Raw genomic sequence first — 26,802 nt, 5'->3', positions numbered from 1 at the left:
CCTCGCCCTCCCGCCCCTCGCCACCTCGCCCTCCCGCCCCCTCGCCCTCCGCATGGGAGGGTAAGTCGGGTTCCACGGCCTTCGCACCGCACTTCGGCTCCCATGCGGGCCGGCGACTTCGCCCTGCACAACCCGGGAGAGCGGGGAGTTGTCCACAACGCGTGGGTTCGGTGACGGTCCGGCGGTGACGGGGGAGTTCGATGGAGCGATGCGTCACCGCATCCGCCTCCCGCCGAGCCTCGGTCCGGTGTTCGTCCTCTCCGACGCGGTCGCGGCGGGAGTCGGCAGATGGCGTGGGAGCGCGCCGGACCTGGACCGCCCGTTCCGCAGCGTGCGCGCCACGTCGGCGCCCGATACGTTCCTCACACTCGTCGAGTGCTACCGGCCCCGGATGCGGGAGCATCACCGCCTCGTCGGCTGGACCGCGGTGCGCCTATGGGGCCTGCCGACGCCGCATCGCTGGACCCCGCTCGAACCCATCGAGGTCGCCGTGCCGCGAGACGGTGCGTCGCCGCACGGCCCGCGTGTGCGCGGACGCCGACTCGATGCAGGCCGCGCGCAGACCTGGATCGTGCATCACGTACAGGTCGTCGATCCGATCGCCGCGGTCTTCACCGTCGCCCGGGACCTGTCCCCCGACCACACGGTGGTCCTGCTCGATGCCCTGCTCAGCCGGGCCGACGGTTATCCGGGGCTTCTCCCCGGGCGTCCCCTCATCGACCACGAGGAGATCGCCCGGCGGCTGACGGCATGGCACGCCTTCCCGGGGTCGGCGAGGATTCGGGCGGCACTGCCGCACGCACGGACGGGTGCCGAGTCCCCCAAGGAGACCGAGACCAGACTTCTGCTGCGGCGTGCAGGCCTTCCCGAGCCGGTGCTGCAGTACGAGGTGTGCGAGGGTGACCGGGTCGTCGCCCGTCTGGACCTGTCGTACCCCGAGCTCAGGATCGCCATCGAGTACGAGGGCGACGGGCACCGGACGGACGCCGTGCAGTGGCGCCGTGACATCCAGCGCCAGCGCGATCTGGAGGATCTGGGCTGGATCGTCGTCCGGCTCACCCAGCAGGATCTCCGCTCCGGCAGCGCATCGCTGGTCTCCCGCATCCGTCATGCCATCGCGAGCCGGACGTCGCGACGGTGAGTGCCGCATGGGAGCCGAACTCCGCTCCCGGCGCCGGGGAACCGCACGAAGGCTCCCATGCGAAATACCCAGGGGCCGGGAAGGCGCGAGGCGAGGGGAAGGCGCGGGGCCAGGCGCAAGGAGACGGCTCGGGGGTCAGTCCTCGTCGGGTTCGCCGGCGATGAGTCCGCGCAGCCAGTCCCGGGCCTCCACGAAGATCTCGTCGGCGTAGCGCTCGGGGTACTGCACGATGCGCCGGTCGGCGCGCGGGTAGGAGCCCAGGAACACCACGCGGGGACTGAACCGGCGGATGCCCAGCAGCGCATCGGCCATGCGCTCATCATGGATGTGCCCGTCCGCGTCCAGCACGAACCGGTACCTGCCCAGCTCGTCGCCGATGGGGCGCGACTCGATGAGCGACAGGTTGATCCCGCGGGTGGAGAACTGCTCGAGCATCTCCAGCAGGGCGCCGGGACGGTCGTCGGGCAGTTCGACGATGAGCGAGGTCTTGTCCGCGCCGGTCGGCTCGCCCGGCGCCGTGGTGCGCGAGACCAGCACGAACCGCGTGACGGCGTTGTCGTTGTCGCCGATCTGCTCGGCCAGCACCTCGAGCTCCTGGTGCTGCACGATCCCGGGGGCGGCGATCGCGGCATCCGCCGGCAGGGAGCCGTCCAGCAGCCCCAGAGCAGATGCCACATTGCTCGCCGCCGGGACATGGGCGTGCTCAGGGAGGTGCTCCTCCAGCCAGGAATGGCACTGCGCGTAGGCGACCGGATGGGCTGCGACCACCCGCACGTCCTCGAGTTTCGCGCCCGGCTGTGCGACGAGCACGAAGTTGACCCGCACCAGGTACTCCCCGACGATCCGCAGACCCGGGTTGTTCGCCAGCGCGTCCTGCGTGGTGGACACCCCGCCGTCGATCGAGTTCTCGATCGCGATCATCGCGGCATCCGAGGCCCCGGACAGCACGTCGGCGAGCGCCTCACCGACGTTGTGCACGGGCTTCCACACGTGACCGCGGGCTTCGGGGACCTGGTCCAGCGCCGCCTCGGTGAAGGTTCCAGCAGGGCCCAGGTAGCTGTAGGTGCGGCGCTCAGTCACTCCGCAAGCCTAGCGCCGGCGGGGTGCGCACGCAGGTCCGGCGACGGCCGCCACGCCTGCGGCGGCACGGGCACCGCGCCTGCACGCCCGCTGCCTCGCCCGGGAGCGCCGCGCAGATGACGCCGAGGATGCGCGGGCGGCTGGTGCGGGGCAGACTATGCACATGACGAGTCGTGCAGGCCTCCCCGCGGAGGAAAAGGACCTCATCGATGTCGACGAGCTGATCGCCGCGTACTACGACCGGCATCCGGATCCGAGGATCCAGACGCAGCGCGTCGTCTTCGGCACCAGCGGGCACCGGGGCTCGGCGCTGACGAGCAGCTTCAACGAGGACCACATCCTCGCCACCACCCAGGCCATCGTCGACTACCGCACCGCACAGGGCATCACCGGTCCGCTGTTCCTCGGCCGCGACACGCACGCGCTGTCGCTGCCCGCCGAGCGCACCGCCATCGAGGTGCTCATCGCCAACGGCGTGGACGTGCGGGTCGACTCCCGGGACGCCTGGGTGCCCACCCCCGCTCTCAGCCACGCGATCCTCACCTGCAACCGCGGTCGCACGGCCGACGACGCCGGCCGTGCCGACGGCATCGTCGTCACGCCCAGCCACAATCCGCCCCGCGACGGAGGTTTCAAGTACAACCCTCCGCACGGCGGCCCCGCCGACACGGATGCCACGGGCTGGATCGCCCAGCGCGCCAACGAGCTGATCGAGGGGAAGCTCGAGGGCGTCAAGCGGCAGAGCTTCGCCGACATCGACTGGGATGCCATCACCGGCTACGACTTCCGTGACGCGTACGTGCGCGACCTGCCGAGCATCATCGACATCGACGCGATCAAGCGCGCGGGCGTGCGCATCGGCGCCGATCCGCTGGGCGGCGCGTCGGTGGAGTACTGGCAGCTCATCAGGGAGATGCACGGGCTCGACCTCACGGTCGTGAATCCCGAGGTCGACCCGACGTGGCGCTTCATGACCCTGGACTGGGACGAGAAGATCCGGATGGATCCGTCGTCGCCATCCGCCATGGCCTCGCTGGTCGCGAAGAAGGGCGACTACGACGTCCTCACCGGCAACGACGCGGACTCCGACCGGCACGGGATCGTCACCCCGGATGCCGGGTTGATGAACCCCAACCACTACCTGGCCGTCGCCATCGACTACCTGTTCTCGCACCGACCCGCCTGGCCGCAGGACGCCGCCATCGGCAAGACCCTGGTCTCCTCGATGATCATCGACCGGGTCGCCGAGTCGCTGGGCCGTCGCCTGCTGGAGGTTCCGGTGGGCTTCAAGTGGTTCGTCCCGGGACTCCTGGACGGCTCGGTCGCGTTCGGCGGCGAGGAGTCCGCCGGCGCGTCGTTCCTGCGCAAGGACGGCACCGTGTGGTCGACCGACAAGGACGGCATCCTGCTGTGCCTGCTGGCCGCCGAGATCATCGCCGTCACCGGCAAGACGCCGTCGGAGCGCTATCGCGAGCTGGAGCAGGAGTTCGGGGCGTCCGCGTATCAGCGCGTGGACGCGCCCGCCACGCCGGAGCAGAAGGCGACACTGGGCCGGCTGAGCCCGGATGCCGTGACGGCGACCGAGCTCGCGGGCGAGCCGATCACCGCCCGCCTCTCGCACGCGCCCGGCAACGGAGCGGCCATCGGCGGTCTGAAGGTGCAGACCGAGCACGCCTGGTTCGCCGCTCGACCGTCGGGCACGGAGGACGTCTACAAGCTGTACGCCGAGAGCCTGCGGGGCCCCGCGCATCTCGCGCAGGTACAGGAGGAGGCCAGGGCGGTCGTCGCCGCCGCTCTGGGCGACTGAGCGCGGGCCCGCCGGCCGGGCCGGCGCCTCCAGCGGGCCCGGGAATCCCGGCCGCCGCCCCGATCACCCCGTCTCGACGGCGAGCATCCGTCCCGCTTCGCGCAGCCAGCGGGCGGGATCGGCGAGGGCGGATGCCGCAGAACCCGCGATCGCGGTCAGCGACAGCGCCTGATCGAACAGGCCCACATCGGCATCCGTCGCGATCCGCCCGGCGGCGAGGAGGCGCCTCGCCCCCGCATCCGACGCCAGCCCCGCGACGTAGGAGGGCACCTTGCCGTCGCCGGACTGCCCGTCGTAGGAGCCCTCGCCCGTCACCACGGCATCCGCGCCCTCCACGGCCTGCGCGAGTCCGATCAGCCGGGAGACTTCGCCCGCACCGGGGAGAAGCCGGGCGCCCCAGGCCACCAGCGCACCGCCGACTCCGCCGGCCGCCCCGGCACCGGGCGTGGCGGGGTCGATGCCGAGGAGCCCTGCCAGTGACAGCAGTCCGGCATCCACGAGGGCGCGATCGGCGGCATCCGTCAGCCCCTTCTGCGGGCCGAAGACCGCTGCGGTGCCGCGCGGGCCGGTGAGCGGATTGGTCACATCGCTGAGGACGATGGTCTCCGGCGCCGTTCGCAGGCCGCTGCGATCCATGTCCGCGAGCGCCGCGAGCCCGCGCGCGCCCGGCGGGGTCTGTGCCCCCGCGGCGTCGAGGAACCTCGCGCCCAGCGCCCGCAGCATCCCGGTCCCGCCGTCGGTGGACGAACTGGAGCCGATCCCGAGGACGAGCCGTGAGACGCCGTGGTCGAGCGCGGCGGCGATGGCCTGCCCGAATCCGGTGGAATCCGCGTCCCAGGGGCGAAGCCCGTCCAGCAGTTCGATGCCCGAGGTGGAGGCGAGGTCGACGACACCGGTCCCGCCCGGCGCCTCATCGGATGCCGGCAGCAGCAGCCACGCCGTCTCGACGGGCGTCCCCGCCGGCCCGTCGACCGTCACCGGCATCCGCACCGCACCGGGGACGGCCTCCTGGAACGCCGCCACGGTGCCTTCTCCGCCGTCGGCCATCGGCCGCAGCACGAGCTCCGCGGACGGGTCGACGCTCCGCCACCCCTCGGCGAGCGCGTGGGCGGCATCCGCCGCGGTGATCGTGCCCTTGAAGCTGTCCGGTGCGATGACGATGCGCCTCACCGGCTCCGCCTCTCGCGCTCGGGTGCGGCGGGATCGGGCGGGACGGGCAGGCCGGGCGTGCTCTCGCGCACGAGAACCTCCAGCCGCATCTCCGGCTGCTGCCATTCGGCATCCACCGTGGCACGGAACGCCTGGTAGCCGAGATCCCGGAGCGGCACTCCCACCGTGGTCAGCCGTGGGGAGACGTCCCGGCTGGCCGGCACGTCATCGAAGCCGCACACGGCGATGTCCGCACCGACCGCCCGCCCCGCGTCCCGGATCGCCGTCATCGCCCCGATGGCCACGACGTCGCTGAGTGCGAACACCAGGGTCTCCGAGGGGACGCCGTCGGCGAGTGCTCGCGTCATCGATGCGGCGCCCGACTCGCGCTCGAACGTTCCGCGGTACACCCGGCTGAGCTCACCGCCGCCGGCGGCGAACCCGGCGGTGAACCCGGCGAGCCGGTCGTCCGAGGTGCTGACTCCCTCGTCGGCGCCGAGACCGATGGCCCGCCGGTACCCGAGCTCGGCCATCGCCCGGCCCAGCTGCTCGGCGCCCTGCCTGTTCGGGATGCGGATGCTGCGGTCCCCGCCGGCGCCGAAGGTCACCGTTCGTCCTCCGAGCGCGGCGAAGCCCGCCAGCTCCTCAAGGGCGGCCGCGTCGCGCTCTCCCGCCCGCGAAGCGGCGAGGATCACGCCTCGCGGGCGCTGACCGCGCAGGGCGTGCAGGATGCGCACCTCACGAGCGGGCTCGCGCTCGGTGATCGCCACCGTGACGATCAGTCCCTCCTCGTCGGCGCCGCGCGCGACACCCGACGCGATCTGGCCGAAGTACGGGTCGGCGATGTCGGCGACGAGCAGCGCGATCACCGGAGAGGTGCCGCGCGCGATGGCCTGCGCGGACACGTTCGCGGTGTAGCCGAGGTCACGGGCCGCCGACTCGACCCGCTCCCGGAACGAGTCGGCCACCTTCCGCTGGGAACCGTTGAGCACGCGGGACGCCGTCGCGAGCGACACTCCCGCCGCCCGGGCGACGTCGTGCAGCGTCGGGGCGGGACCGCGCGCCGCGCGCGGCGGCCTGCGGTGGGATGCGCTCTCCACGGGGCTCATGGCTTCGAGCCTATCCAGGCCCTGTGGCATCGCACGTCAACGCGGCTCATGACCGCGCAAGCCAGCGGCGCAGGGTCGCGGATTCGACGGTCAGGAGGGCAGGGTCGTCATCGGGGAGGAACTCCAGCAGGGCGTCCCGCGGGGGCACCGGCAGTGCAGCCGCGACGTCAAGGATCCGCTGCCACATCGCCGCGCGCTCATGCAGACGCCGTCGTTCGGCTTGCGGCCACCAGGAGAACACGTGCAGGGCGCTCGTGTGGGCGGCGATCGCGTCGAACTCGGCGAGCACGACGTCGTCGCTGATGCCGACGGACGGCTGCCAGTATGTCGTCAGCGCGGGGTGGGCCACATCGGCGAGCAGGCGCAGCACGGCATCCGGTCCGTCGGCGACGGTGCCGCGGTGGTATTCCAGGGCGAGGGCGATGCGGCGATCGGATGCCTCGGCCGCGGCGTCCCGGAGCACCGCGACGATCCGGGCGTACTCCTCGGAGGCGGCCTGCGCGGAGTCGACGCGGCCGGCCCAGATGCGCACCCGGTCCGCGCCCAGCGCCTGTGCGCTGTCGAGGACCGACGTGATCGACTCTCCCGGATCGGCGTGGAAGTAGGACCCGTACGAGCAGACGGCGAGACCGGCATCCGTCGTCGCCCGCGCGATGCGCGCGGCGCGGTCGACGTCGCCCGCGGGCACATGCACGTCTCCGCCCCACTCGATCGCCTCGAGCTGCGCCTCTGCGGCGAGCGCGATGATCTGCTCCGGGTCGAGCCGTCGGAACGTCACCGAGCACAGCCCTGGTCGCATGATCATCTCCATCTCCTCCATCTTCCCCGTTCCCGTCGCACTTTCTGTCGCTTCAGGCACCCCGGAAGCGACGATTTCTGCGACGGGAGCAGTTCGGTCAGGGCGGGCGGGGGCGGTCAGGGCAGGTGAGGGGTGGTCAGGGCGGATGGGTGGCGGGGCGGATGAGGCGGTCGAGGACGGGTCAGGGCAGGTGAGGGGCGACGGCGTCCGCGAAGGACTCGATCGTGCGGGCGACGACCGATGCCGGGGCGTCGGCCCAGATGTCGGCGTTGAACAGCTCGACCTCGATGTCGCGGTCGTACCCGGTGGCCATCACAGCGCGGGTGAGAGCGGCGAAGTCGATCACGCCCTCGCCGGGATAGTGCCGGGACAGCAGCACGTCGGCCGGCAACGGCGTCTTCCAGTCGCACACCTGGTATGTGGCGATGCGGCCCTCGCTTCCGGCACGGGCGATCTGCTCGAGCACCTGCGGGTCCCACCAGATGTGGAACGTGTCGACGGCGGCACCGACGACCGACGCGTCGAAGTCGGAGGCGATGTCGAGCGCCTGGCCGAGTGTGGAGACGACGGCGCGGTCGGAGGCGTACATCGGATGCAGCGGCTCCAGCGCCAGCGTGACGCCGGCGGCCTTCGCGTCATCGGCGAGCGCTCCGAGTGCGTCGCGTACCCGCTCACGGGCACCGACCAGATCGCGTGAGCCCTCCGGCAGCCCGCCGACGACGAGCACGAGCACGGCGGCGGATCCGGGGGCGCCGGCCGCGGCCAGTGCCGCCGTCTCCTCGATGGCCCGGCGGTTGTCGTCCAGCGCGGCGCTCCGATCCGGCCCCTCGGGCAGCGTGAAGAACCCACCGCGGCAGTGACTGGAGAAGCGCAGGCCGGAGTCCGCCAGCATCCGCGCGGCCGTGTCCAGACCCACCTCGTTCACCGGTTCCCGCCAGAGCCCGATGGACGGCACGCCGGCCTCGGCCGTGACCCGCAGGGCGGTCGCCAGGTCGGCGCGCTTGATGGTGGCCTGGTTGATCGACAAACGGGGGTCGGGGGTGCTCACAGGTCCACTCCGTTCAGACGCAGCATCCCGTGCCAGCGCTCCCGCGCGAGCTCGGGGTTCTCCAGGGCGAGCGAGGCGTTGGCCAGCTCGACGATCCGCGACAGGTGCGTCAGGCTCCGTGCGGAGTGCAGGCCGCCGACCATCTGGAACGCGGGCTGGTGGCCGTTGAGCCACGCGAGGAACGCGACGCCGGTCTTGTAGTAGAAGGTGGGCGCGGCGAACACCTGTCGGCTGAGCTCCTCGGTGGGCCCGAGGATGCGCTGGTAGGCGGCGGGGTCTCCCGCATCGAGCGCCTGGATGGCAGCGGATGCGACGGGCGTGATCGCCGCGAAGGCACCGAGCAGTGCATCCGAGTACGACCGGATGCCCGCCCCGGAGTCTCCGATCAGTGACACGTAGTTGAAGTCGTCGCCGGTGAGCATGCGCACGCCCTCGGGCAGGCGCTCGCGCACCGAGATCTCGCTCTCGGCGTTCAGCAGGCTCATCTTCACGCCGGCGACCCTGCCGGGGCTCTCGGCGATGATGTCCAGCAGGACGCCCGAGGCCGTCTGCCAGTCGTCGGCCCCGAAGTAGCCGGCGAGCTCGGGGTCGAACGCGGTGCCCAGCCAGTGCAGCACGACCGGCGTGGTCGCGCGCTCCAGCACGGCACGGTAGACGCGCCGGTAGTCGTCGGCGCTCTCGGCGACCCGGGCGAGGTGACGGGATGCCATCAGCACGGGACCCGCGCCCTGCTCCTCGGTGAACTCCAGCTGCGAGATGTACGCGTCGATCACCCGGTCGAGCGAGATGTGCGTCTCATCGATGTGGTCGGTGTTGACGCCGACGACGACCGACCCGCCCTCCTCGCGCGCGACCTGAGCGCTGCGGGCGATCAGCTCGCGGGTCGCTGCGGCATCCAGGCCCATGTTGCGCTGCGCGGTGTCCATGGCATCCGCCACTCCCAGACCCCACGAGTAGACGTTGCGGCGGAACGCGAGTGTCGAGTCCCAGTCGATGTCGGCGGGCCGCCCCGGGGTGTTGTCGCCCCACACGACGGGCACGACGTGCGCGGCGGCGTAGGCGACGCGCGAGCGCAGCGGTGACGTCGGCCGCGTGTACGCGCCGGAGTCGTTCAACTCGGCATCCGAGACCGCTCCGGAGGCCGACAGCAGGCGCAGCACGGTCACAGCGAGAGCTCCTCGATGGCGACCCTGCGGCCCTCGGCGTTGGAGGCGAGACCCGCCTCCGCGAACTGGACGCCGCGGGCGCCGGCCAGCAGGTCGAAGGCGTAGTCGGTGCCGAGGACGTACGACTCCAGGTATTCCTCCCACTGCTGGCGGAAGCCGTTGAGGAACACGTCGTTGGTGGGGACGGTCTGCCAGTCGGCGGCGTAGTCGTGGGTGTCCTCGACGTCGGGGTTCCACACCGGCTTCGGCGTGGCGTTGCGGGGCTGGATCTTGCATCCGAACAGACCGACGACGGCCGAGCCGTGCGTGCCGTCGACCTGGAACTCGACGAGCTCGTCGCGGTTCACGCGCACCGTCCAGGAGGAGTTGATGGTGGCCGTGATGCCGCCGTCGAGCTCGAAGATGCCGTACGCGGCATCTTCGGCGGTGGCGTCGTAGTGCTCGCCCTTCTCGTCCCAGCGGTCGGCGATGTGCACGGCGGCCTGGGCGTAGACGCTCCGCACCCGCCCGAACAGGTTCTCGAGCACGTAGTTCCAGTGCGGGAACATGTCGGTGATGATGCCGCCGCCGTCCTCGGTGCGGTAGTTCCAGCTGGGGCGCTGCGCCCTCTGCCAGTCGCCCTCGAACACCCAATAGCCGAACTCGCCGCGCACGGAGAGGATGCGGCCGAAGAAGCCGGAGTCGATCAGGCGCTTGAGCTTCTGCAGGCCGGGAAGGTACAGCTTGTCGTGCACGACGCCGGTCTTCACGCCGGCGGTCTTCGCGAGCTGCGCGAGCTCGATCGCCTCCTCCAGGGACTCGGCGGTGGGCTTCTCGGTGTAGATCGCCCTGCCCGCGGCGATGGCCTTGCGGATGGCGGTGGCGCGCGCCTTCGTCACCAGGAAGTCGGCGTAGATCTCCCACTGCGGGTCGGCGAGGGCCGCGTCGAGATCGGTGGTGTAGTCGGCGATGTCGTGCCTGGCGGCGAGCTCGGCGAGCTTCTCCTCGCTGCGGCCGACGAGGATCGGCTTGACGGTCGCCTTCGACCCGTCGGAGAGCTCGATGCCGCCCTGATCGCGGATCGCCAGGATCGAGCGCACCAGGTGCTGCCGGTAGCCCATGCGTCCGGAGACGCCGTTCATGATGATGCCGATCTCGCGCACGTTCGCCATTGGTGTTTCCGTTCTGTTCGGGAAGTGGTCGCCTCTCCGAATGGGTAAGCGCTTTCCCTCAGTGAACCAGATCATCCCGGATCACGCAAGACCGCCGGCGGGATTCGGGTGACGCACCCCGCCCGGGGACGGGGTCCAGCGGTTCAGCCAGTCGCCGGGATGACCGCGACGGCAGGATGCGCCGGTCAGGCCCGATGAGGGGACCGACCGGCGCAGCTGCGCAGCTCAGGCCTCCGCGATCAACCGGAAGGCCTTGGAGGCGGCGGCGACCTCGGCCGGGCTCAGCTCGGCCAGCACCGACCGCATCCGCTCCGCGTTCTCGGCGCGCAGCTCCGCGAGCACCCGCTCGGCCTGCGCGGTCACCGTGAGCACCCGGAGCCGCCCGTCGTTCTCGTCGGGCCGCGACTCGATCAGACCGAACTGCTCCAGCATCCGGATCTGCCTGCTGACCATCGACTTGTCCATCTCGAACAGCTCCACGAGCCGGTGAGCACTCACCTGCCCGGTGCGCCCGATGTACGCCAGCAGCTTGTAGCCCGACGGCTGCAGCTCGGGGTGGATCCGCGCCGCGGACTCCTTCCACAGCGTCCGCACCCGGGCGAGGATGAGATTCAGGTGCCCCTGGAAGTCCGCGAGCACCTCGTCGGCGGCCTGCGTGTCCATGTCAGCGCACCGACTCCGCCGCCTCGCGCGGGCGGTCGTCTTCGCCGTCCACCACGCGGATGCTGCCCGTGACGGCGCCGACCTCGGCACCGGCGACCTCGATCGCGGACTCCTCGGCATTGGCGCGCAGCTGCTCGGCGGAGTTCTTCGTCGACAGCGGCTTGTTCGCGATGAACGCGATGGCGAGCACTCCGATCACCGCCAGCGGCACGGCGATGAAGAACGCGTCGGCGATGCCGTGGCCGTACGCCGACTCGACGACGGTGCGGATGGTCTCCGGCAGATCCGACACCTTCGGCACATCACCCGAGCCGAGGGCCTTGAGCGCCTCGAGCTCGTCGGGCGAGGCGGGCTTGAAGCCCGCGAAGCCGTCCTTGATGTACGCCGCGACGTTGGTCGCGAGGACCGAGCCCATGACGGTGACGCCGATGGTGCCGGCGATGGTGCGGAAGAAGTTCACGCCCGACGAGGCGACGCCCAGCTGCTGCGGCGGGGTGTCGTTCTGCACGATGAGGGTGAGGTTCTGCATCACCATGCCGAGCCCCGCGCCGAGGACGAACATGTAGGTCGCGACGAGCACGAAGGGGGTGTCGTAGCGCAGCGTCGCCATGAGCGAGACGCCGACGACGGCGAGGATCGAGCCCAGCATCATCCAGCCCTTCCACTTGCCGTAGCGGCTCACGAGCTGACCGATGATGATGGACGAGCCCATCTGCCCCACGATCATGGGGATCGTCATCAGGCCGGACTCCGTGGGCGTGGCGCCGCGCGCCAGCTGGAAGTACTGCGCGAGGAACACCGAGGTGGCGAACATCGAGACGCCGATCGCGATGGAGGCGACCACCGAGAGCGTGAACGTGCGCCCGAGGAACAGCGAGAGCGGGATGAGCGGCTCGGAGACGAACAGCTCGACGATGACGAACGCGACCAGGAGCACGGCGGAGCCGATGCCGAGGACGTAGCTGGTCATGGAGTCCCAGGCGAACTGCTGACCGCCCATCGACACCCAGATGAGCAGGCCGGAGACGCCGACGGCGAGCAGCCCGGTGCCGAGGTAGTCGATGGTCACCTTCACGTTCTGCGGCTTGGGCAGGTGCAGGGTGACCTGCAGCAGCACCAGCGCCAGGATGGCGAAGGGCACGCCCACCCAGAAGTTGGAGCGCCAGCCCCACACGTCGGTGAGGAACCCGCCCAGCAGCGGTCCGCCGATGGTGGCGAAGGCCATGATGCCGCCGACGACGCCCATGTACTTGCCGCGCTCGCGCGGGGAGATGATCAGGGCCACGGCGACCATGACCAGCGACATGAGGCCGCCGACTCCGAGCCCCTGGACGACGCGCATGGCGATGAGCATGTTGATGTCGGTCGAGAAGCCGGCGACGACGGTGCCCGCCGTGAACAGGATGAGGGAGAGCTGCACGAGCAGCTTGCGGTCGACGAGGTCGGCCAGCTTGCCCCAGATGGGCGTGGTGACCGAGGTGGCGAGCAGGCTCGCGGTGATGACCCAGGTGTACTGGGCCTGGGTGCCGCCGAGGTCGGCGACGATGACGGGAAGCGAGGTCGAGACGACCGTGCCGGAGAGCACGGCGACGAACATGCCGACGATGAGGCCGGAGATCGCGGTGAAGACTTCGCGTGCCGAGCGCACGGACTCGGCGGAAGAAGTGGTTCTGGAATTCAAAAGGGGGTCTCCTGCAGAGATGGTTGATCTTCGTCAACAATACACCATTAGTTGATGTTGCTCAACCATTGCGTTCGGTCAACTATTCCCGGCGCGGTGCATCCGCTCCCGAAACCCTCATCTGGTGGCCGTCGACTCCCTGGCGTGCAGCACCGGAACGACCTGCACGCGCTCGACAGGACGCGCCGCCCCCTCCACGAGTCGCGCCAGCATCAGCTCGACGGCGCGCCGACCGACGTGCTGCTTGGGCGGACGCAGCGCCGAGATGGGCAGGGCGCCGTTCTCGGCGACCTCGTCGTCGTACGCGACGATCGACAGGTCCTCGGGCAGCGACCAGCCGCGATCGAGTGCGTTCTGCTGCACGAGCAGCGCCTGCGGATCGGAATGGATGAGCATGGCCGACGTGCCGCTGCCGCGCACCTGATCGAGCAGCGAATCCACGAAGTCCGCGCGCTCGGGCCCCTCCAGGGTGTCCAACGAGGCGTTCAGATCGATCGTCGCCTGCAGCCCCAGCTCCTCCACGGCCTGCGCCCAGCCCCGGCGCAGCTGCCAGGACGTCGGCGACTGCGCGGAGGTGAGGATGCCGACCGATCGATGTCCCAGGCTCGCCAGATGCGATGCGGCGAGGTAGCCGCCGAAGACGTGATCCGTGGTCACCCACTCCAGCCGCGTCAGCGCGAGGGACGCCGGCGCCCGCCGCTCGACGAGCACGACGGGGATGGGCAGCTGCTCCAGCCAGCTCAGCAGCGCATGCCCGTCCGGACCCTGATTCTCGGGTGCGATGATGAGGCCGTGGAAGCCGCCGGATTCCACCAGCGAGCTGATCTGCCTGCGCTGATCGGCGGCCTCATAGCTCGATCCGCGCAGCACCAGCTGCACCCCGAGCTCCGTCGCCGCCGCACGCGCGCCGATCACCACCTGAGGCCAGTAGTAGCTCAGTGACGGGACGACGATGCCGACGCGGTATCGGGGGCCGCCGGAGGCCGCATGCGGGGCGACGGTCGTGTCCAGACGGCTGCGCAGCGTCGCACCGCCGTGCACCCTGGTGACCAGGCCGCGGTCGGCGAGCTCGCCGATGTCGCGGCGGATGGTCAGCTCCGACACCCCGAACTCGCGTGCCAGATCCGCCACGCGCACGGCGCCCGCCACGCGCAGCTCGTCCATGATCCGCTCACGTCGCGCGATCCCGAACACGGGACGGTTCGCTGAATCGGTCATCGTGCCTCTCCCCTCATCTCCCACATCGTCCCGGATGCCGGTGCGAACAGCATCCGCGTCACCCGCGCACCCCAGGAGCGGTGCAGATACGGGTCGTCGACGTCCACGGTCTCGAACTCCGCATCGGCGTCGTCGAACGTCAGCAGCAGGCCGCGCGACCCGTGCCGGCCGGGGACGAGCACACCGCCGCCGGTGCGCCGGGGAACTCCCGCGCACACCACGACGATGCGGGTGGTCGGGTCCGCGATCGCGTCGCCCTCGTCGCGCACGATCAGTCCGTTCCCGGTCAGCCGCACGGTGCGGATCCAGCGCTCCCCTCCGGGGTAGGCGGAGGTCAGGTCGAGCCGCCATCCGTCATCGACGGCCTCGGCGTCGGCGCGCCAACGCCGACCGGGCAGCTGCACGCGCCCTCGCGGCCACGGCGCGGAATGCCAGTCGCTGCGCATGTTCCACAGCTCGTAGCGCCGATCGGAGAACGTCTCGGCGCGGTAGGTCGCCCGTCCGAGATCCGGCAGGAGCGGGATGCCATCGACGGCGACGGAGAAGGATCCGAGGTCGTTGTGGTTGTGGTTCTCGTCGTTGTGTCCGCTCTTGACCACGACCGTCACGCCGGAACGCTCCCGGATGCCGACACCGATCGACGGCAGGAGGACATCCTCCCGTACCGCAACGGCCCCCGGTTGCCGACCCGCGCCGCTCAGCGCGCCCGAGCGCACATCCGAGAGCTCGGCGAGCATCCGCCCGAGCCCCGCGTGCACACCGTCGTCGAGCCCGCACAGCGGCCGCTCGCCACGCTCGGCGAGGGCGAAGGTAGCGGTCTCCGGCTGCGCGCACAGCTCGGCCGCGCGGAACAGCACATGCCAGGGGGTCCCGTCGTCGGCCCTCGCCTCGGCATCCGCGAAACTGGCGAACCAGCCCGGACCGAGCCGCATCCGCTGCGGGAAGCGCGCCAGCTCTCCGACGCCGCGGAGAGCACCGCCGCGGATCGACGCCACGATCGCTCCGCCGGTGAGGGGGTCCAGCAGCGCCAGAGCGTCGAATGCCCGGCCCGCCCCCTGCCACCAGTAGCCGAATCCCTCGTCGATGGCGCCGTCGGCGGGCAGCTGGGCGAGATAGCGGTCCAGCCCGTCCACGCAGCGCGCGAGGACGCGCTCGCGCAGGTCCGGCTCGGCGAACGCCATGGCCGCCACGAGGAGGTTCCCGTGGATCCACGGCGCCCAGTTGTGCACGCGATCCTCCGTGCCCTCCCAGTGCCACGCGCGTGCGAGGAACGGCTCGAGCACGCGCTCGCGCACCTGCGCGGTCAGTCGTTCGCACAGCCCGGGCGCGACGCGCTCCAGCCCGTCGCCGATCAGCAGCACGGACCAGGCCACCAGCGCGGCCTCCTCCCCCGCGCCGAGATCGACGAACGGATGCTGCCCGTCGGGCACCCGCAGACCCCGGGCGAAGACGTCGTCGTGCGCGGGCCAGCACCAGGCGCCCTGCTCGCACGTGAGCCATAGCCCGTCGGCCGCCTCGAGCAGGCGGGACTCGGTCGGGTCGATCGCCGCGGCGAGGACCGCCAGTCGCGTCCGTCGGTCGCGCAGGAAGAGGGATCGCTCGTACGCCGCTCGGTCCCCGGTGCGGGCAAAGGCCGACCAATCGGACAGTCTCAGCCCGGGCCACTCCTCGTCGCGGGACCGGTCCGCCTCCGCGAGGAGCGTCGTTCGCGCCGGACCGTCCAGCCCGTCCCAGAACTCGCGGTCGGCCGACCTCGGCACCGTCGGCGGGCGCGCCGTATCCCCGGTGCGGGACCACAGGTCGCGCAGCGCGCCGCGCTGGATCAGCATCCGTCCTCCCCAGGATGAATTTTCATGTTCGAGTGAGTGTATTCGGTTTCGAATAGGTTGCACATGATTGGTTGATCAGTCTTCACTGAGAATGTCGCAGCACACACGCGGCACGCCTCGCGACCCTCGACGGAGACACACATGCCCTCATCCCGCCCCCGGGCGCACGCGATCATGTCGGCGGAGGCGTTCGAGCTGCTGTTCGACGACGCGCGGCGCCGCCGATTCGCCGACCTCGCCGACGTCCGTGCGCCGATGCACATCGTCGACCCCGCCGACCCCGCCCTGGACACGGTGCTCGCGGAGGCCGAGGTGCTCGTTACCTCCTGGGGCGCACCGCGCTTCGACGCGGCGCTGCTGCGGCGGATGCCCCGCCTGCGCGCGGTCTTCCACGCCGCCGGCAGTGTCCGCACCCTCGTCTCCGAGGAGTTCTGGCAGCGCGGTGTGCGCATCACCACCGCAGCCGACGCCAACGCCGTGCCCGTCGCGGAGTTCACCCTCGCCACCATCCTGCTGACGGGCAAGCGCGCGCTGGTGCACGTGCACGCCGCCCCCTCGGCGCAGAAGCCCTGGGGCGGGAACCTGCGCGAGGACGCGCTCGGGAACCTGGACCGCACGATCGGCATCGTCGGCTTCTCCCGCGTCGGCCGACGCGTCGTCGATCTGCTGCGTCCGTTTCCGGGGCTGCGGACGCTCGTCGCCGACCCGTTCGCCGATGCGGAGGAGGTGACCGCCGCCGGTGCGCGGCTGATGCCGCTGCACGAGATGCTCCCACTGGTGGACGTGCTCTCGCTGCACGCGCCGGCGCTGCCGTCGACGCACCACATGATCGGCGCCGCGCAGCTGGCCGCCCTGCGCACGGGGGCGACGGTGATCAACACCGCCCGCGGCGCTCTGCTGGACCACGACGCGCTGGCCGCGGAGTGCCGCACGGGCCGCCTCGACGCCGTCCTGGATGTGACCGATCCCGAGCCCCTGCCGCCGGAATCCCCTCTGCTGACGATGCCCAACGTGATCATCACACCGCACCTGGCCGGGTCGCTCGGCTCCGAGACGCGCCGGCTGACCGACTCCGCCCTCGACGAGCTGGAGGCATACACCCGGGGCACCGCGCCGCACCATCCGATGGACTCCGCCTCGCTGACGCGCAGCGCCTGAGCCGCGCCGGCGACAGTCCACCGGACAGCCCATCGGACAGCCCACCCGGCGCCGGCAGCGACCGCCATCGCGGGCCCGGCGTCCGTGCGCGAGGGGCTCACGCCCGCAGCGCGTTCTCAGCACGGGCATCCGGCCCATCGGGCGCGGGCTCCAGCACGGCGCGCAGACAGTGACGACCGTTGGCCCACACGATGTACAGCGCGGGTGCGGCGGTGATCCCGATGGCGACCGCCGGCATGGTCGTGAACACGCCGAGCTGCACGCCCAGTGCGAGGAACGAGATCACCTGCAGCGGCCAGCGACGCAGACCCAGGTGCAGTCCCGCGCGCAGGAGGTCCCGCAGCCGGGCACGAGGAGCCTCGGCGAGCGCGACGGCGGCGAGCATCCCGGACACCGCCGTCAGCACCGCCAGGACCAGCAGCACCGGCACGAGGACGACGGATGCCGCCGTGTCGGACAGGGCGCGCACGTCGACGAGCAGCACGACGAGGACACCGACGAGCACGAGCCCCAGCAGCACCGAGGCGCGCAGGGTCGCCCGCCACGCCCGCAGGAAGGTGCTCACCACCTGCGTCTCACCGTCCCCGTGCGCGCGGAAGGTCGCGAACGCGGCCGTCAGCGCGGGCATCGCCGGCGGCGCGGCCACGGCCAGCAGCGGCCAGGAGTGCGCCGGATCCGTGGTCATCAGCAGTGCGACCAGCGGGAACGCGGTCACCAGCACCATCAGGTTCACCATCAGACCCAGGTGCAGCACCCCGAGGATGGATGCCCAGGTGTCATGCGCGATGCGATGCATGTGCTCCTACCCCTTCATCCCACTGGTCGCGATGCCCTCGACGAAGTACTTCTGCCCCGCCATGAAGATCACGGCGATGGGGAGGACCGAGATCGCCAGGCCGGCGAACAGCAGCGCGTAGTTGGTGTCGAACAGGTTGGAGACGAAGCTCTTCAGTCCCAGCTGGATGGTCCACAGGCCGGGGTCGCGCAGATAGATCAGCGGGCCGAGATAGTCGTTCCATGTGTTCACGAACGTCAGCAGCGTCAGACTCGCGATGGCGGGGACGGACAGCGGGACCATGATCCGCCGCCAGATGCCGTACTCGCTGAGCCCGTCGATCCGCGCGGCCTCGCTGAGCTCTTCGGGGATGGTCTCGTAGTACTGCTTCATGAGGAACACCCCGAAGGCGCCGAAGGCCTGGATGAGGATGATCGCCCACAGCGTGTTGGACACCTTCAGATCCGACAGCAGGATGAACTGCGGGATCATGTACGACTGCCACGGGACGGCGATGGTGCCGATGTAGGCGAGGAACAGCACGTCCCGGCCGGGGAACCGCATCCGGGAGAACCCGTACGCCGCGAAGGACCCGGTGAGCACCTGCAGGAAGGTGACCACGACCGCCAGCAGCAGGGTGTTGCGGATCCAGGTGAGCATGTCGGCACGGGCCCAGATGTCGATGTAGTTCTGCCAGACGAACGTCTCCGGCCACCACACGACGGGCACGGAGAACACCTCGTTGGCGGTCTTCAGAGAGCTCAGCACCATCCACGCGAACGGCGCGAGCAGCCCGATCGCGAACACGATGAGCGCCGCGTATCCGAGCAGACGGCCGATGCGGCGGGACGCGCCGGACTCTCCGACACGACGCTCTGGCGACGAGGCGAACCGGCGCAGGCGATCCTCGCCCGTGACCAGGAGCCGGGTGTCGGTCATGATTCGCTCCGCCTTCTGTTCCAGAGGAACTGGCCGATGGTCACGAGGATGCAGAGGAAGAACAGTGCCACCGCCGCGGCCGAGGCGTAGCCGAACTGCGACTCCTCGAATCCCTTCCGGTAGATGAAGTGCGAGAGCACGAGCGTCGCCTGTCCGGGCCCGCCGTCGGTCATCACGAGGATCAGATCGAAGATCTTCAGCGAGTTGATCGTGAGGATGACCGTGACGAAGAACGTCGTCGGGCGCAGGCTCGGGACCGTGACGTTGATGAACCGCTGCCAGGTGTTCGCCCCGTCCATGCGGGCGGCCTCATGCAGCTCCCTGGGCACGGTCTGCAGCCCGGCCAGGAACAGGATCATGTAGTAGCCCATGTCCCGCCAGGTGCTGACGATCACGACCGCCGGCAGCGCCCAGTCCTTGGACGTGAGCCATCCCGGCGGATTCTCGATCCCGATCATGCGCAGCATCGCGTTGATCGGCCCGTAGTCGGGACTGAACAGCAGGTTCCACACCACGGCGATCGCGACGATCGAGGTGATGTACGGGAAGAACGCCGCGGTACGGAAGAAGGCGACCCCGCGCAGCTTGTTGTTCAGCAGCAGGGCGAGACCGAGCGACACGACGATCGTCAACGGGATGTGCATGAGCGAGTAGTAGACGGTGTTCCACAGCGCGATGCGGAAGCTGCCGTCGCCGACGAGCCGCTGGAAGTTCGCGAGACCGACCCAGTCGGCCTTCCCGAAGATGTTCCAGTTCGTGAACGCCATGTAGAACAGCACGAGCACGGGCACGAGCGTGAACGCCGCGAATCCGGCGAAGTTCGGCAGGATGAACGTCCAGCCGATCAGGGTGTTCCGGCGCCGGAGCGCCGACCGCCGCCGAGGTGGGGAGCTCCGCCGTGCGGCGGGGGCGCTCCGCTCGGCATCCCGCGTGGAAGTCGCTGTCATGCTGCTCTCTCGATCGTGCGGTGGATGGGACGACGGGGCCGGCCCGCGCTGACCGGCCCCGTCGGGAGGTCAGGCGACCTCGTTGGCGACGCGGTCCTCCGCCTCCTGGATGGCCTCGTCCACGGGTGTCGAGCCGGACAGGATCGCGGTGTGCATGTCGCCCAGGATGCCCTGGATCGCCGCGGTCCTGCTCGAAGTGGGGTTCTCCGCCCGCACCGTGTGCGTGGACCACGCGAACTTGGACAGGTCGTCGGTCGGCGCGCCCTCGACGGCGAAGTACGTCTCGGTCACGGCATCCGAGGTGTACGCGGGGGTGATGCCGATCGCCGCGAGCACGTCGGCTGCGTCCTCTCCGGCTGCGAACTCCAGGAACTTCTTGGCCGCAGCGGCCTTCTCATCGGAGACGGCGGCGTTGATGCCGAAGCCGGTCGGGTCGCCGAAGGTGACCGGTGTGCTGTCCGTGCCCGTCGTGGACGAGTCCCGCTGCGGCGCGGGGGCGATGCCCCACTCGAAGTCGTCCGCCTCACCGGACGCCTGCTGAGCGATCAGCGTGGCCGTGTACCAGGTGCCCATCGGCAGCATGGCCGCCTTCTGAGTGCCGAACTCGCCCTGGTAGGTGAGCTGATTGGCGTTCGAGGTGTTGAAGTCGACGGTCGCGCCGTCGTCCTGCAGCGCCAGCACCCGCTCGTAGTACGGCTTCAGGTGCGCATAGTCGCCGTCCAGCGGGCTGACGTCGCTCTGCGCGTTCGCGAAGCCCTGCACGACCGACTGCCAGCGGTGCAGGTAGGCGCCCCTGGCGGTGCCGTCCGCGAGCTGCTCCGCCGCCGCGTCGAAGTCCTCCCACGTCCAGCTGCCGTCCGGGTAATCGACGCCGGCCGCATCGAACATCGCCTTGTTGTAGTACAGCACCCAGGAGTCCTGTCGGTACGGCACGGCGTACACGGAGCCGTCGACCGTGTAGGAGTCGACGCCGCCGATGCCGTCGGGCAGCGTCACATCGGAGACGTCCAGCAGCTGGCCGCCCTCCTGGAAGGTGGTGACGAACTTGACCTCCTTCTGCGTGATGATGTCGGGCCCGGAGCCCGCCGCCAGATCGGCCGTGACGAGCGTGTTGTACTCGGTGGGGTCGTACTCCTTGAGGGTGATCGTGATGTCGGGGTTCTGCTCGTGGAACGCATCGGCGAGCGCCTGGAACTCCGGTGTCGTGTCGAGGCTCCAGCCCGACAGGGACAGCGACACGTCTCCGGACGGGTCGACCGGCTCGTCGGCGCTTCCGCCGCAGCCGGTCAGGGCGAGTGCCGCGACAGCGGCGATGCTGCCGGCGGCGAGAATCCTTCTGTTCATGCTGTTCCTGCTCCTTCGTGATCGCGGGGATGTTGCGTCTTCTGGTCTCGGTGTCGGCGGGTGACGCCCGTCAGTCCGCCTCGGATGCCGCGGCGCGGCCCGGCGGCGGTTCGAGCCGGCTGGTCGTGCGCAGCCCGTCCGGCCACTGCACGTTCGCCGTGTCGGCGTCGAGCCGCAGGGACGGGACGGATGCCGCCTGCCCGGGCGTGCGCGTGAGCAGCACGGCCACGGCGACCCGCTCTCCGCTTCGGGGCTCTGCCACGACGACCGGGACAGCGGCGTCCGGGCCGAGCGGACTGGCGTCCGCGCGCCGCGCGACGGCGGTGCGGAAGCCGGGCGTGAGGGGCACGACGACGCTGCGCAGACCGTCGAGGCGGACGGACGCCGCGTCCGCGGAGGCCGTCGCCTGCACCTGTCCGGGCTCGCCGGCCAGCACCCAACCGCCTATCCGCAGCTGCGCTCCTGCCGCGGCGTCCTCCCGCTCCTCGACGCGCACGATGCGCACCTCCCACGCACCCCGGACGATCGACCAGGTGGTGATCCGCCCGGCGGGCGTGAGCTCACCGACGATCCCCGCGCCATGGCGCGTCTGCTCGGGCGCCGGGGCGATCCAGTGCACACGTCCGGTGGACGCCGCCACGGCGACCCGGCCGTCCTCCTGCACGTCCAGCGCGGTGAATCCGGCGCGGTGCGTGGCCCGCCCGGCGGCGTCCACGAGGGCGACGGACTGCTCGAGCGGCTCGCCCCAGGCGTCTCCGTTCAGCAGCGGTGCGGTGACGGTGGAATAGCCCATCCGCGCATACAGCGGCGAGTCGCCGGTCGGCAACCCGGGACGCGAGTGGTCGGTGCCGTGGTTGATCACCCGTACGATGCCGTCGGATGCCGTTCCCGAGACGATCCATCCCGCCGGCACGACCGCGCGCAGGTCGTCCGAGAAGGGCTGTGGATCGCATGCGGCCCACACGGGATGATCGGCGGGCAGCGCGAGACCCAGCATCCCCTTCGCCGCCCAGTACGGCGAGGCGGGACCGGAGTATCCCTGCGCGAGGCGCCGCCACGGCCCGTGCCATCCGAGCGTCAGCAGGTCGTCCTCATCGGGTGCGCCGTGCTCGTCGAAATGGGCGAGGATGCTCATCGCCGTGCGCCGCAGCGTGCCGGGATCCGTGGAGGGCACACCGGCGATCACGCCGACCCAGAACGGCGCGGCGGCGGCGAAGCGGTAGATGAGGCTGCGCCCCTCGATGAGCGGCCCGCCGTCCGCACCGACCAGGTGCACGGCGTCCTGCAGGTACGCGTCCAGCGCGGCGACGTCGCCGGAGAAGCGCTCGGGCGCGATCTCGTCCGCCCCCTGCATGCGCGACCACAGCACCGGGTAGAGGTGCAGGGCCCAGCCCACGTAGTGGTCGTAGTTGCGGTCGTCTCCGTCGGACAGCCAGCCGTCGCCGCGGGCGAACGAGTCGTGCCGGGCGAGGTCGGCGGCGATGTCCTCCGCCGACCAGGGTCCCCCGACCGATCGCAGGAACGTCTGCACGACGATGCGGAACCACACCCAGTTGTTGCGCGGGTAGGTGTCGTCGCCCACGGCCGGCGACAGGTAGTCGATCACGCGCCGCTTCGTGAGCTCGTCGAGCCGGTCCCAGACCCACGGCCTGGTCATGTCGAGGACGAGCGCGATGGACGCCGCCTCGACCTTGGCCTGCGGATGCTCGTCCAGCCGCACCCAGCGCTCGGGGGAGTCCGGGTCGACACCCGTCGTGATGCCGCGGGAGTAGTCGTGGATCAGTCCGTCCACACCGACGCCGCGTGCGCCGATGATGCGGAATCCCGCCAGCAGGAACGTGCGTGCGAAGCCCTCGAGGCCGTCGACGTCCGTGCCGTACCCGCCGGGCCCGCCCGGAGGAGTGATCCGGGCGAAGCCCGGTGACGCCCACGCCGCCGCACCCCGCAGCATCCGGTCCGCGAACGCGACCAGCGTGTCGCGGGATCCGTCGCGCAGCGGACTGCGCTCCGGCGGCAGAGCTGAGCGGGTCACAGGTTCTCCTTTGAGCAGTGCACGGCACCCTCGGGCAGGGGTGACTGATTCAGGAGATTAGCAACGCATTCTGATCGCATCAAGAAGTTTTACGTTCTATTGTGAATGTTCATGATCGTTTTCTCGGATCCGTCGACTGGAGGTGGGTAAACGCTTGCAGTCCGGGACTTCCCGGCCTCGCATCAGCCCTCCGAACCGCCCCGCGGTTCAGGCGCTGCGTCGGACGACCAGGTGCGGCGCCAGGAGCAGATCCCCGGGATGCTCGCCGTCGATGAGCGCGACCAGCCGGCGCACCGCCTCCTCGCCCAGCGCATCGAAGTCCTGGTGCACGGTCGTCAGCGCCGGCTGGAACTGCGCCGCATCGGCGATGTCGTCGAAGCCGATCACCGCGATGTCGTCGGGCACGCGCCCGCCGGACGCGGCGATGGCGTGCAGCGCCCCCAGCGCCATCTGGTCGTTGGCGGCGAAGATCGCGGTGACACCGCCGGATGCCAGCATCCGCTCCGCCTGTCTGCGGCCGGATGCGGCGCTCCAGTCGCCGCGAACAGGCACCGGGGCCTCGATGCCCGCGGCCGCGAGCGCATTCCGCCAGCCGCGCTCGCGCGCCGCGGCGGCGAAGGAGTCCGCGGGGCCCGCGAGGTGGTGGACCGTGCGGTGGCCGGCTGCCAGCAGGTGCTCGACGGCGGCACGGGCGCCGGCGGCATGGTCGGTGCCGACGATGCAGAAGCGCTCGTCGGGCGGGGAGTCCACGACGACCAGCCGGAGCCCCGCCGACGCGGCATCGCGCGCGAGCGCGGTGGCCTCGTTGAGCACGATCGCCCCGTCCACGCCCAGATCCCGCAGGCGGTCGAAGGCCCCATCGATGTCGCCGTCGGCACCGAGGGTGACGACCGTCAGCGCGTAGCCGCGGGCCGCCGTCGAGTCGGCCACGGCCTGCAGCATGCGGGAGTTGCCCACCGTGGCGAGCGTCTGCGCGACGAGCCCCAGCGTGTGCGTGCGTCCGGTGCGCAGGGCCCGCGCTGCGCGATTGGGCCGATAGCCGAGCTCCGCCATGGCCGCTTCGACCCGAGCCCTGGTGTCCGGGTCGACACGGGGACTGCCGTTGGCGACGCGGGACACGGTCTGCCCCGACACGCCCGCCCTCGCGGCCACCATCGCCATCGACACGCGCTTCGCCTGCGGCATCCGTCTCACCTCTCCCGCACCCGTGTGCGGCCCGGATCTTGACGCTACCATCAGGTGACGCTAGCGTGTTGACGTGAACATGGACGAGATTCCCCCCGCTGACGAGCTCGGCGCAGGAGTGATCAGACGCCGCACCCGACTGGCCGACGGTCGCGAACTCATCTACTACGACGACCCCGGCACGACCCTCGGGCCCGAGCGGTCCGTCGATGCGCGCGATCTCGATCCGCGCCCGGAGACGGCCACCATGCGCCAGGACGTGCTCTCCGGCGACTGGATCACGTTCGCCACCAAGCGTCAGAACCGTGTCATGATGCCCGGGGCGGATGCCGACCCGCTCGCCCCGCAGACCCCGACGAATCCCTCCGAGGTGCCCTCGCGCTACGACGTGGCGGTGTTCGAGAACCGCTCCCCCGCCTTCGGCCCCGCACTGGTCGCGCCGACGGACACCGCGCCCGCGGCATCCGACCCGCCCCGCGGCCTCGACGACATGGCCCACCTCGGCATCGGCCGCACCCGCACGAGCGCGGGGCGCTGCGAGGTGGTGTGCTTCAGCCCGGAGCCGGAGGGGTCGCTGGGCACCCAGTCCGTCACCCGCACCCGCACGATCATCGAGGCGTGGGCCGATCGCACCGCGACCCTGTCGGCGCTGCCGGGCATCGAGCAGGTGTTCCCGTTCGAGAACCGTGGCGAGGCCATCGGCGTGACCCTCCCGCATCCGCACGGCCAGATCTACTCCTACCCGTACATCACGCCGCGCACGCAGCGGCTGCTCGACGGCATAGCCCGCACAGCGCCCGACCTGATGGCGCGGGTGCTCGAGTCCGAGCAGGCGTCCAGCCGGGTCGTGCTGCAGAACGAGCACTGGACGGCGTACGTGCCGTTCGCGGCGCGCTGGCCGCTCGAGGTGCAGGTCATGCCGCATCGGCATGCCGCCGACTTCACCGAGCTCACCGCCGCGGAGCGGGATGCGCTCGCGCCGCTGTTCCTGCGGCTGCTGCGCGGAGTGGATGCGCTGTACGAGACGCCGACCGCCTACATCGGAGCCTGGCACCAGGCCCCCGTGCACGTGGGCAGGGACACCGTGCGGATGCGGTTCGAGCTGACCAGCCCGCGCCGCGCCGCCGACAAGCTCAAGTTCCTCGCCGGCACCGAGGCCGCCATGAGCGCCTGGAGCGCCGAGATCCTCCCCGAGGACACGGCCGAGCGACTGCGCGCCGCCATCGCGACGGTCCCCGAGCCCTGACCCCCCGCGCAGCTTCGCAGATCCGCGCCATCTCGCAGCATCCGCGGCATCCCGATGCGAGGTTCCGCAGAACTGCGAAGTCCTGCCAGACGCACACCACTGGAGTTCCCATGACCGCTTCATCCGCCGCCCGCCGCCTGTTCACCGAGGCCTTCGGGCGGGACCCCGAGGGCCTCTGGTCCGCGCCGGGGCGCGTGAACCTCATCGGCGAGCACACCGACTACAACGAGGGCTTCGTGCTGCCCTTCGCGATCCCGCACCGCACGTACGCGGCGGTGGCGTTCAACGGCACGGGCGACGTCCGGGTGGAGTCGACCTTCGCCGGCGGGCAGGTCGTCGCGCGTCTCGACGACCTCGACAATCTGTTCCCCACACCGGAGGGACAGTCCCCGACGGTACCGGAGTGGTCCGCGTACGTGCTCGGTGTCGCGTGGGCGCTGCGCATGCTGCACCCTGACGCCGCCGTGCGAGGCATCGACATCGCGATCGCCTCGGATGTGCCGGTGGGTGCCGGGCTGTCGTCCTCCGCCGCGATCGAGGGCGCCGTGGCGTCCGCTCTGAACGACCTGTGGGGGCTGGGCCTCGACGCGGTGACGCTGGCGCAGGTCGGCCGACGCGCCGAGAACGAGGCCGTCGGTGCCCCGACGGGGATCATGGACCAGATGTCGTCGATGCTGGGCAGACCGGACGCGGCGACCTTCATCGACTGCCGCAGCCTGGAGACCCGGTCGATTCCCACCGGTTTCCACGATGCCGGGCTCGAGGTGCTCGTCATCGACACGCAGGTCGCGCACGCGCACGCGACGGGCGGCTACCGCGAGCGTCGCGCGTCCTGCGAGCTGGGGGCGCGGCTGCTCGGCATCCGCTCACTGCGCGACGCGGGAGTCACCGACCTGCCGCGCGCGGCGGACCTCCTGGACGACGTCACCTTCCGCCGGGTGCGGCACATCGTCACCGAGAACCAGCGGGTGCTCGACACGGTCGCAGCCCTCACAGAGCGGGGCCCTCGTGCGATCGGCGAGCTGCTGGTCGCGTCGCACGCATCCATGCGCGACGACTTCGAGATCTCGGTGCCCGAGCTCGACACGGCCGTGGAGACCGCCATGGCGAACGGGGCGGTCGGTGCGCGGATGACCGGCGGCGGCTTCGGGGGGGCGGCGATCGCCCTCGTCGCGCACACCGACCTGCCGCGGGTGTCGGATGCCGTGGAGCAGGCCTTCGCGGATGCCGGCTACGCCGCCCCGCACCTGTTCACGGCCGCGCCGTCGGAGGGCCCGCGCCGCGACGCGTGAGGGGCTGGGCCGCGTGCCGCCCCCACCCCCGACCCCGTCACCG

The 26,802-nt window shown here is 71.0% G+C and carries 22 protein-coding genes; 5 read left to right on the top strand and 17 right to left on the bottom strand.

Going from position 1 to position 26,802, the window contains the following annotated elements; genetic code table 11:
• The first annotated feature begins 208 nt into the window (after positions 1-208).
• Entirely contained in the window at positions 209-1,141 is a 933-nt protein-coding gene (locus ABD770_RS08450; RefSeq protein ID WP_344819101.1) for an endonuclease domain-containing protein, read from the top strand.
• 135 nt (positions 1,142-1,276) lie between these two features.
• Here ABD770_RS08450 and pheA read toward each other — a convergent pair whose 3' ends face one another.
• Positions 1,277-2,221 carry a prephenate dehydratase gene (gene pheA, locus ABD770_RS08445; RefSeq protein WP_344819100.1) on the bottom strand — a complete coding sequence of 315 codons (945 nt, stop codon included), beginning with the start codon at positions 2,219-2,221 and terminating at the stop codon, positions 1,277-1,279.
• A 163-nt stretch (positions 2,222-2,384) separates the two neighbouring features.
• Here pheA and pgm point away from each other — a divergent pair, with 163 nt between their 5' ends.
• Positions 2,385-4,028 (top strand): phosphoglucomutase (alpha-D-glucose-1,6-bisphosphate-dependent), encoded by a 1,644-nt coding sequence (gene pgm, locus ABD770_RS08440; protein WP_344819099.1) that lies wholly within the window; start codon positions 2,385-2,387, stop codon positions 4,026-4,028.
• Positions 4,029-4,091: 63 nt separating this feature from the next.
• Here pgm and ABD770_RS08435 read toward each other — a convergent pair whose 3' ends face one another.
• The 10 genes from ABD770_RS08435 to ABD770_RS08390 form a co-directional block, all read right to left on the bottom strand.
• Positions 4,092-5,198 (bottom strand): glycerate kinase, encoded by a 1,107-nt coding sequence (locus ABD770_RS08435; protein WP_344819098.1) that lies wholly within the window; start codon positions 5,196-5,198, stop codon positions 4,092-4,094.
• Complete coding sequence (locus ABD770_RS08430; RefSeq protein ID WP_344819097.1) at positions 5,195-6,286, bottom strand: LacI family DNA-binding transcriptional regulator; 1,092 nt, start codon at positions 6,284-6,286, stop codon at positions 5,195-5,197. The genes ABD770_RS08435 and ABD770_RS08430 overlap by 4 nt, the downstream gene beginning before the upstream one ends.
• A gap of 46 nt (positions 6,287-6,332) precedes the next feature.
• Complete coding sequence (locus tag ABD770_RS08425; RefSeq protein ID WP_344819096.1) at positions 6,333-7,091, bottom strand: sugar phosphate isomerase/epimerase family protein; 759 nt, start codon at positions 7,089-7,091, stop codon at positions 6,333-6,335.
• 175 nt (positions 7,092-7,266) lie between these two features.
• Positions 7,267-8,133 (bottom strand): sugar phosphate isomerase/epimerase family protein, encoded by an 867-nt coding sequence (locus tag ABD770_RS08420; protein WP_344819095.1) that lies wholly within the window; start codon positions 8,131-8,133, stop codon positions 7,267-7,269.
• Positions 8,130-9,299 carry a dihydrodipicolinate synthase family protein gene (locus tag ABD770_RS08415; RefSeq protein ID WP_344819094.1) on the bottom strand — a complete coding sequence of 390 codons (1,170 nt, stop codon included), beginning with the start codon at positions 9,297-9,299 and terminating at the stop codon, positions 8,130-8,132. The genes ABD770_RS08420 and ABD770_RS08415 overlap by 4 nt, the downstream gene beginning before the upstream one ends.
• Entirely contained in the window at positions 9,296-10,450 is a 1,155-nt protein-coding gene (locus tag ABD770_RS08410) for a Gfo/Idh/MocA family protein (protein WP_344819093.1), read from the bottom strand. Before ABD770_RS08410 ends, ABD770_RS08415 begins: the two co-directional genes overlap by 4 nt.
• A 225-nt stretch (positions 10,451-10,675) precedes the next feature.
• Positions 10,676-11,113: a MarR family winged helix-turn-helix transcriptional regulator gene (locus tag ABD770_RS08405; RefSeq protein ID WP_344819092.1), complete on the bottom strand. Its 438-nt coding sequence runs from the start codon at positions 11,111-11,113 to the stop codon at positions 10,676-10,678.
• A gap of 1 nt (position 11,114) precedes the next feature.
• On the bottom strand, positions 11,115-12,794 hold the full coding sequence (locus ABD770_RS08400) for an MDR family MFS transporter (RefSeq protein ID WP_344819091.1): 1,680 nt from the start codon (positions 12,792-12,794) through the stop codon (positions 11,115-11,117).
• 117 nt (positions 12,795-12,911) lie between these two features.
• Positions 12,912-14,012 carry a substrate-binding domain-containing protein gene (locus ABD770_RS08395; RefSeq protein WP_344819089.1) on the bottom strand — a complete coding sequence of 367 codons (1,101 nt, stop codon included), beginning with the start codon at positions 14,010-14,012 and terminating at the stop codon, positions 12,912-12,914.
• Positions 14,009-15,841, bottom strand: coding sequence for a heparinase II/III family protein (locus ABD770_RS08390; protein ID WP_344819088.1), 1,833 nt, complete (start codon positions 15,839-15,841; stop codon positions 14,009-14,011). Before ABD770_RS08390 ends, ABD770_RS08395 begins: the two co-directional genes overlap by 4 nt.
• A gap of 141 nt (positions 15,842-15,982) precedes the next feature.
• On the opposite strand from ABD770_RS08390, the gene ABD770_RS08385 reads away from it, so the two are divergent.
• Positions 15,983-16,999, top strand: a complete 1,017-nt coding sequence (locus ABD770_RS08385) for a hydroxyacid dehydrogenase (protein ID WP_344819087.1) — start codon at positions 15,983-15,985, stop codon at positions 16,997-16,999.
• Positions 17,000-17,096: 97 nt separating this feature from the next.
• Here ABD770_RS08385 and ABD770_RS08380 read toward each other — a convergent pair whose 3' ends face one another.
• The 6 genes from ABD770_RS08380 to ABD770_RS08355 all read right to left on the bottom strand — a co-directional run bounded on the left by ABD770_RS08380 (position 17,097) and on the right by ABD770_RS08355 (position 24,197).
• Positions 17,097-17,795, bottom strand: coding sequence for a DUF624 domain-containing protein (locus tag ABD770_RS08380; RefSeq protein WP_344819086.1), 699 nt, complete (start codon positions 17,793-17,795; stop codon positions 17,097-17,099).
• Between the two features lie 6 nt (positions 17,796-17,801).
• Positions 17,802-18,713 carry a carbohydrate ABC transporter permease gene (locus ABD770_RS08375; protein WP_344819085.1) on the bottom strand — a complete coding sequence of 304 codons (912 nt, stop codon included), beginning with the start codon at positions 18,711-18,713 and terminating at the stop codon, positions 17,802-17,804.
• On the bottom strand, positions 18,710-19,660 hold the full coding sequence (locus tag ABD770_RS08370) for a carbohydrate ABC transporter permease (protein WP_344819084.1): 951 nt from the start codon (positions 19,658-19,660) through the stop codon (positions 18,710-18,712). The genes ABD770_RS08375 and ABD770_RS08370 overlap by 4 nt, the downstream gene beginning before the upstream one ends.
• 69 nt (positions 19,661-19,729) lie before the next feature.
• Positions 19,730-21,004 carry an ABC transporter substrate-binding protein gene (locus ABD770_RS08365; RefSeq protein ID WP_344819083.1) on the bottom strand — a complete coding sequence of 425 codons (1,275 nt, stop codon included), beginning with the start codon at positions 21,002-21,004 and terminating at the stop codon, positions 19,730-19,732.
• Between the two features lie 70 nt (positions 21,005-21,074).
• Entirely contained in the window at positions 21,075-23,036 is a 1,962-nt protein-coding gene (locus ABD770_RS08360; protein ID WP_344819082.1) for a DUF2264 domain-containing protein, read from the bottom strand.
• A 207-nt stretch (positions 23,037-23,243) separates the two neighbouring features.
• Positions 23,244-24,197 carry a LacI family DNA-binding transcriptional regulator gene (locus ABD770_RS08355; protein WP_344819895.1) on the bottom strand — a complete coding sequence of 318 codons (954 nt, stop codon included), beginning with the start codon at positions 24,195-24,197 and terminating at the stop codon, positions 23,244-23,246.
• 103 nt (positions 24,198-24,300) lie between these two features.
• Between ABD770_RS08355 and galT the strand changes: the two genes are divergently transcribed.
• Both galT and galK read left to right on the top strand, forming a co-directional pair.
• Entirely contained in the window at positions 24,301-25,467 is a 1,167-nt protein-coding gene (gene galT / locus ABD770_RS08350) for a galactose-1-phosphate uridylyltransferase (RefSeq protein ID WP_344819893.1), read from the top strand.
• Between the two features lie 110 nt (positions 25,468-25,577).
• The gene (gene galK, locus ABD770_RS08345; RefSeq protein WP_344819081.1) at positions 25,578-26,759 is read left to right on the top strand and encodes a galactokinase; all 1,182 of its coding nucleotides are present in this window, start codon (positions 25,578-25,580) and stop codon (positions 26,757-26,759) included.
• Positions 26,760-26,802: the final 43 nt, after the last annotated feature.

It is taken from the genome of Microbacterium soli (assembly GCF_039539005.1).
Taxonomy (GTDB): domain Bacteria; phylum Actinomycetota; class Actinomycetes; order Actinomycetales; family Microbacteriaceae; genus Microbacterium; species Microbacterium soli.
This window is presented reverse-complemented; position numbering and strand designations above follow the sequence as displayed.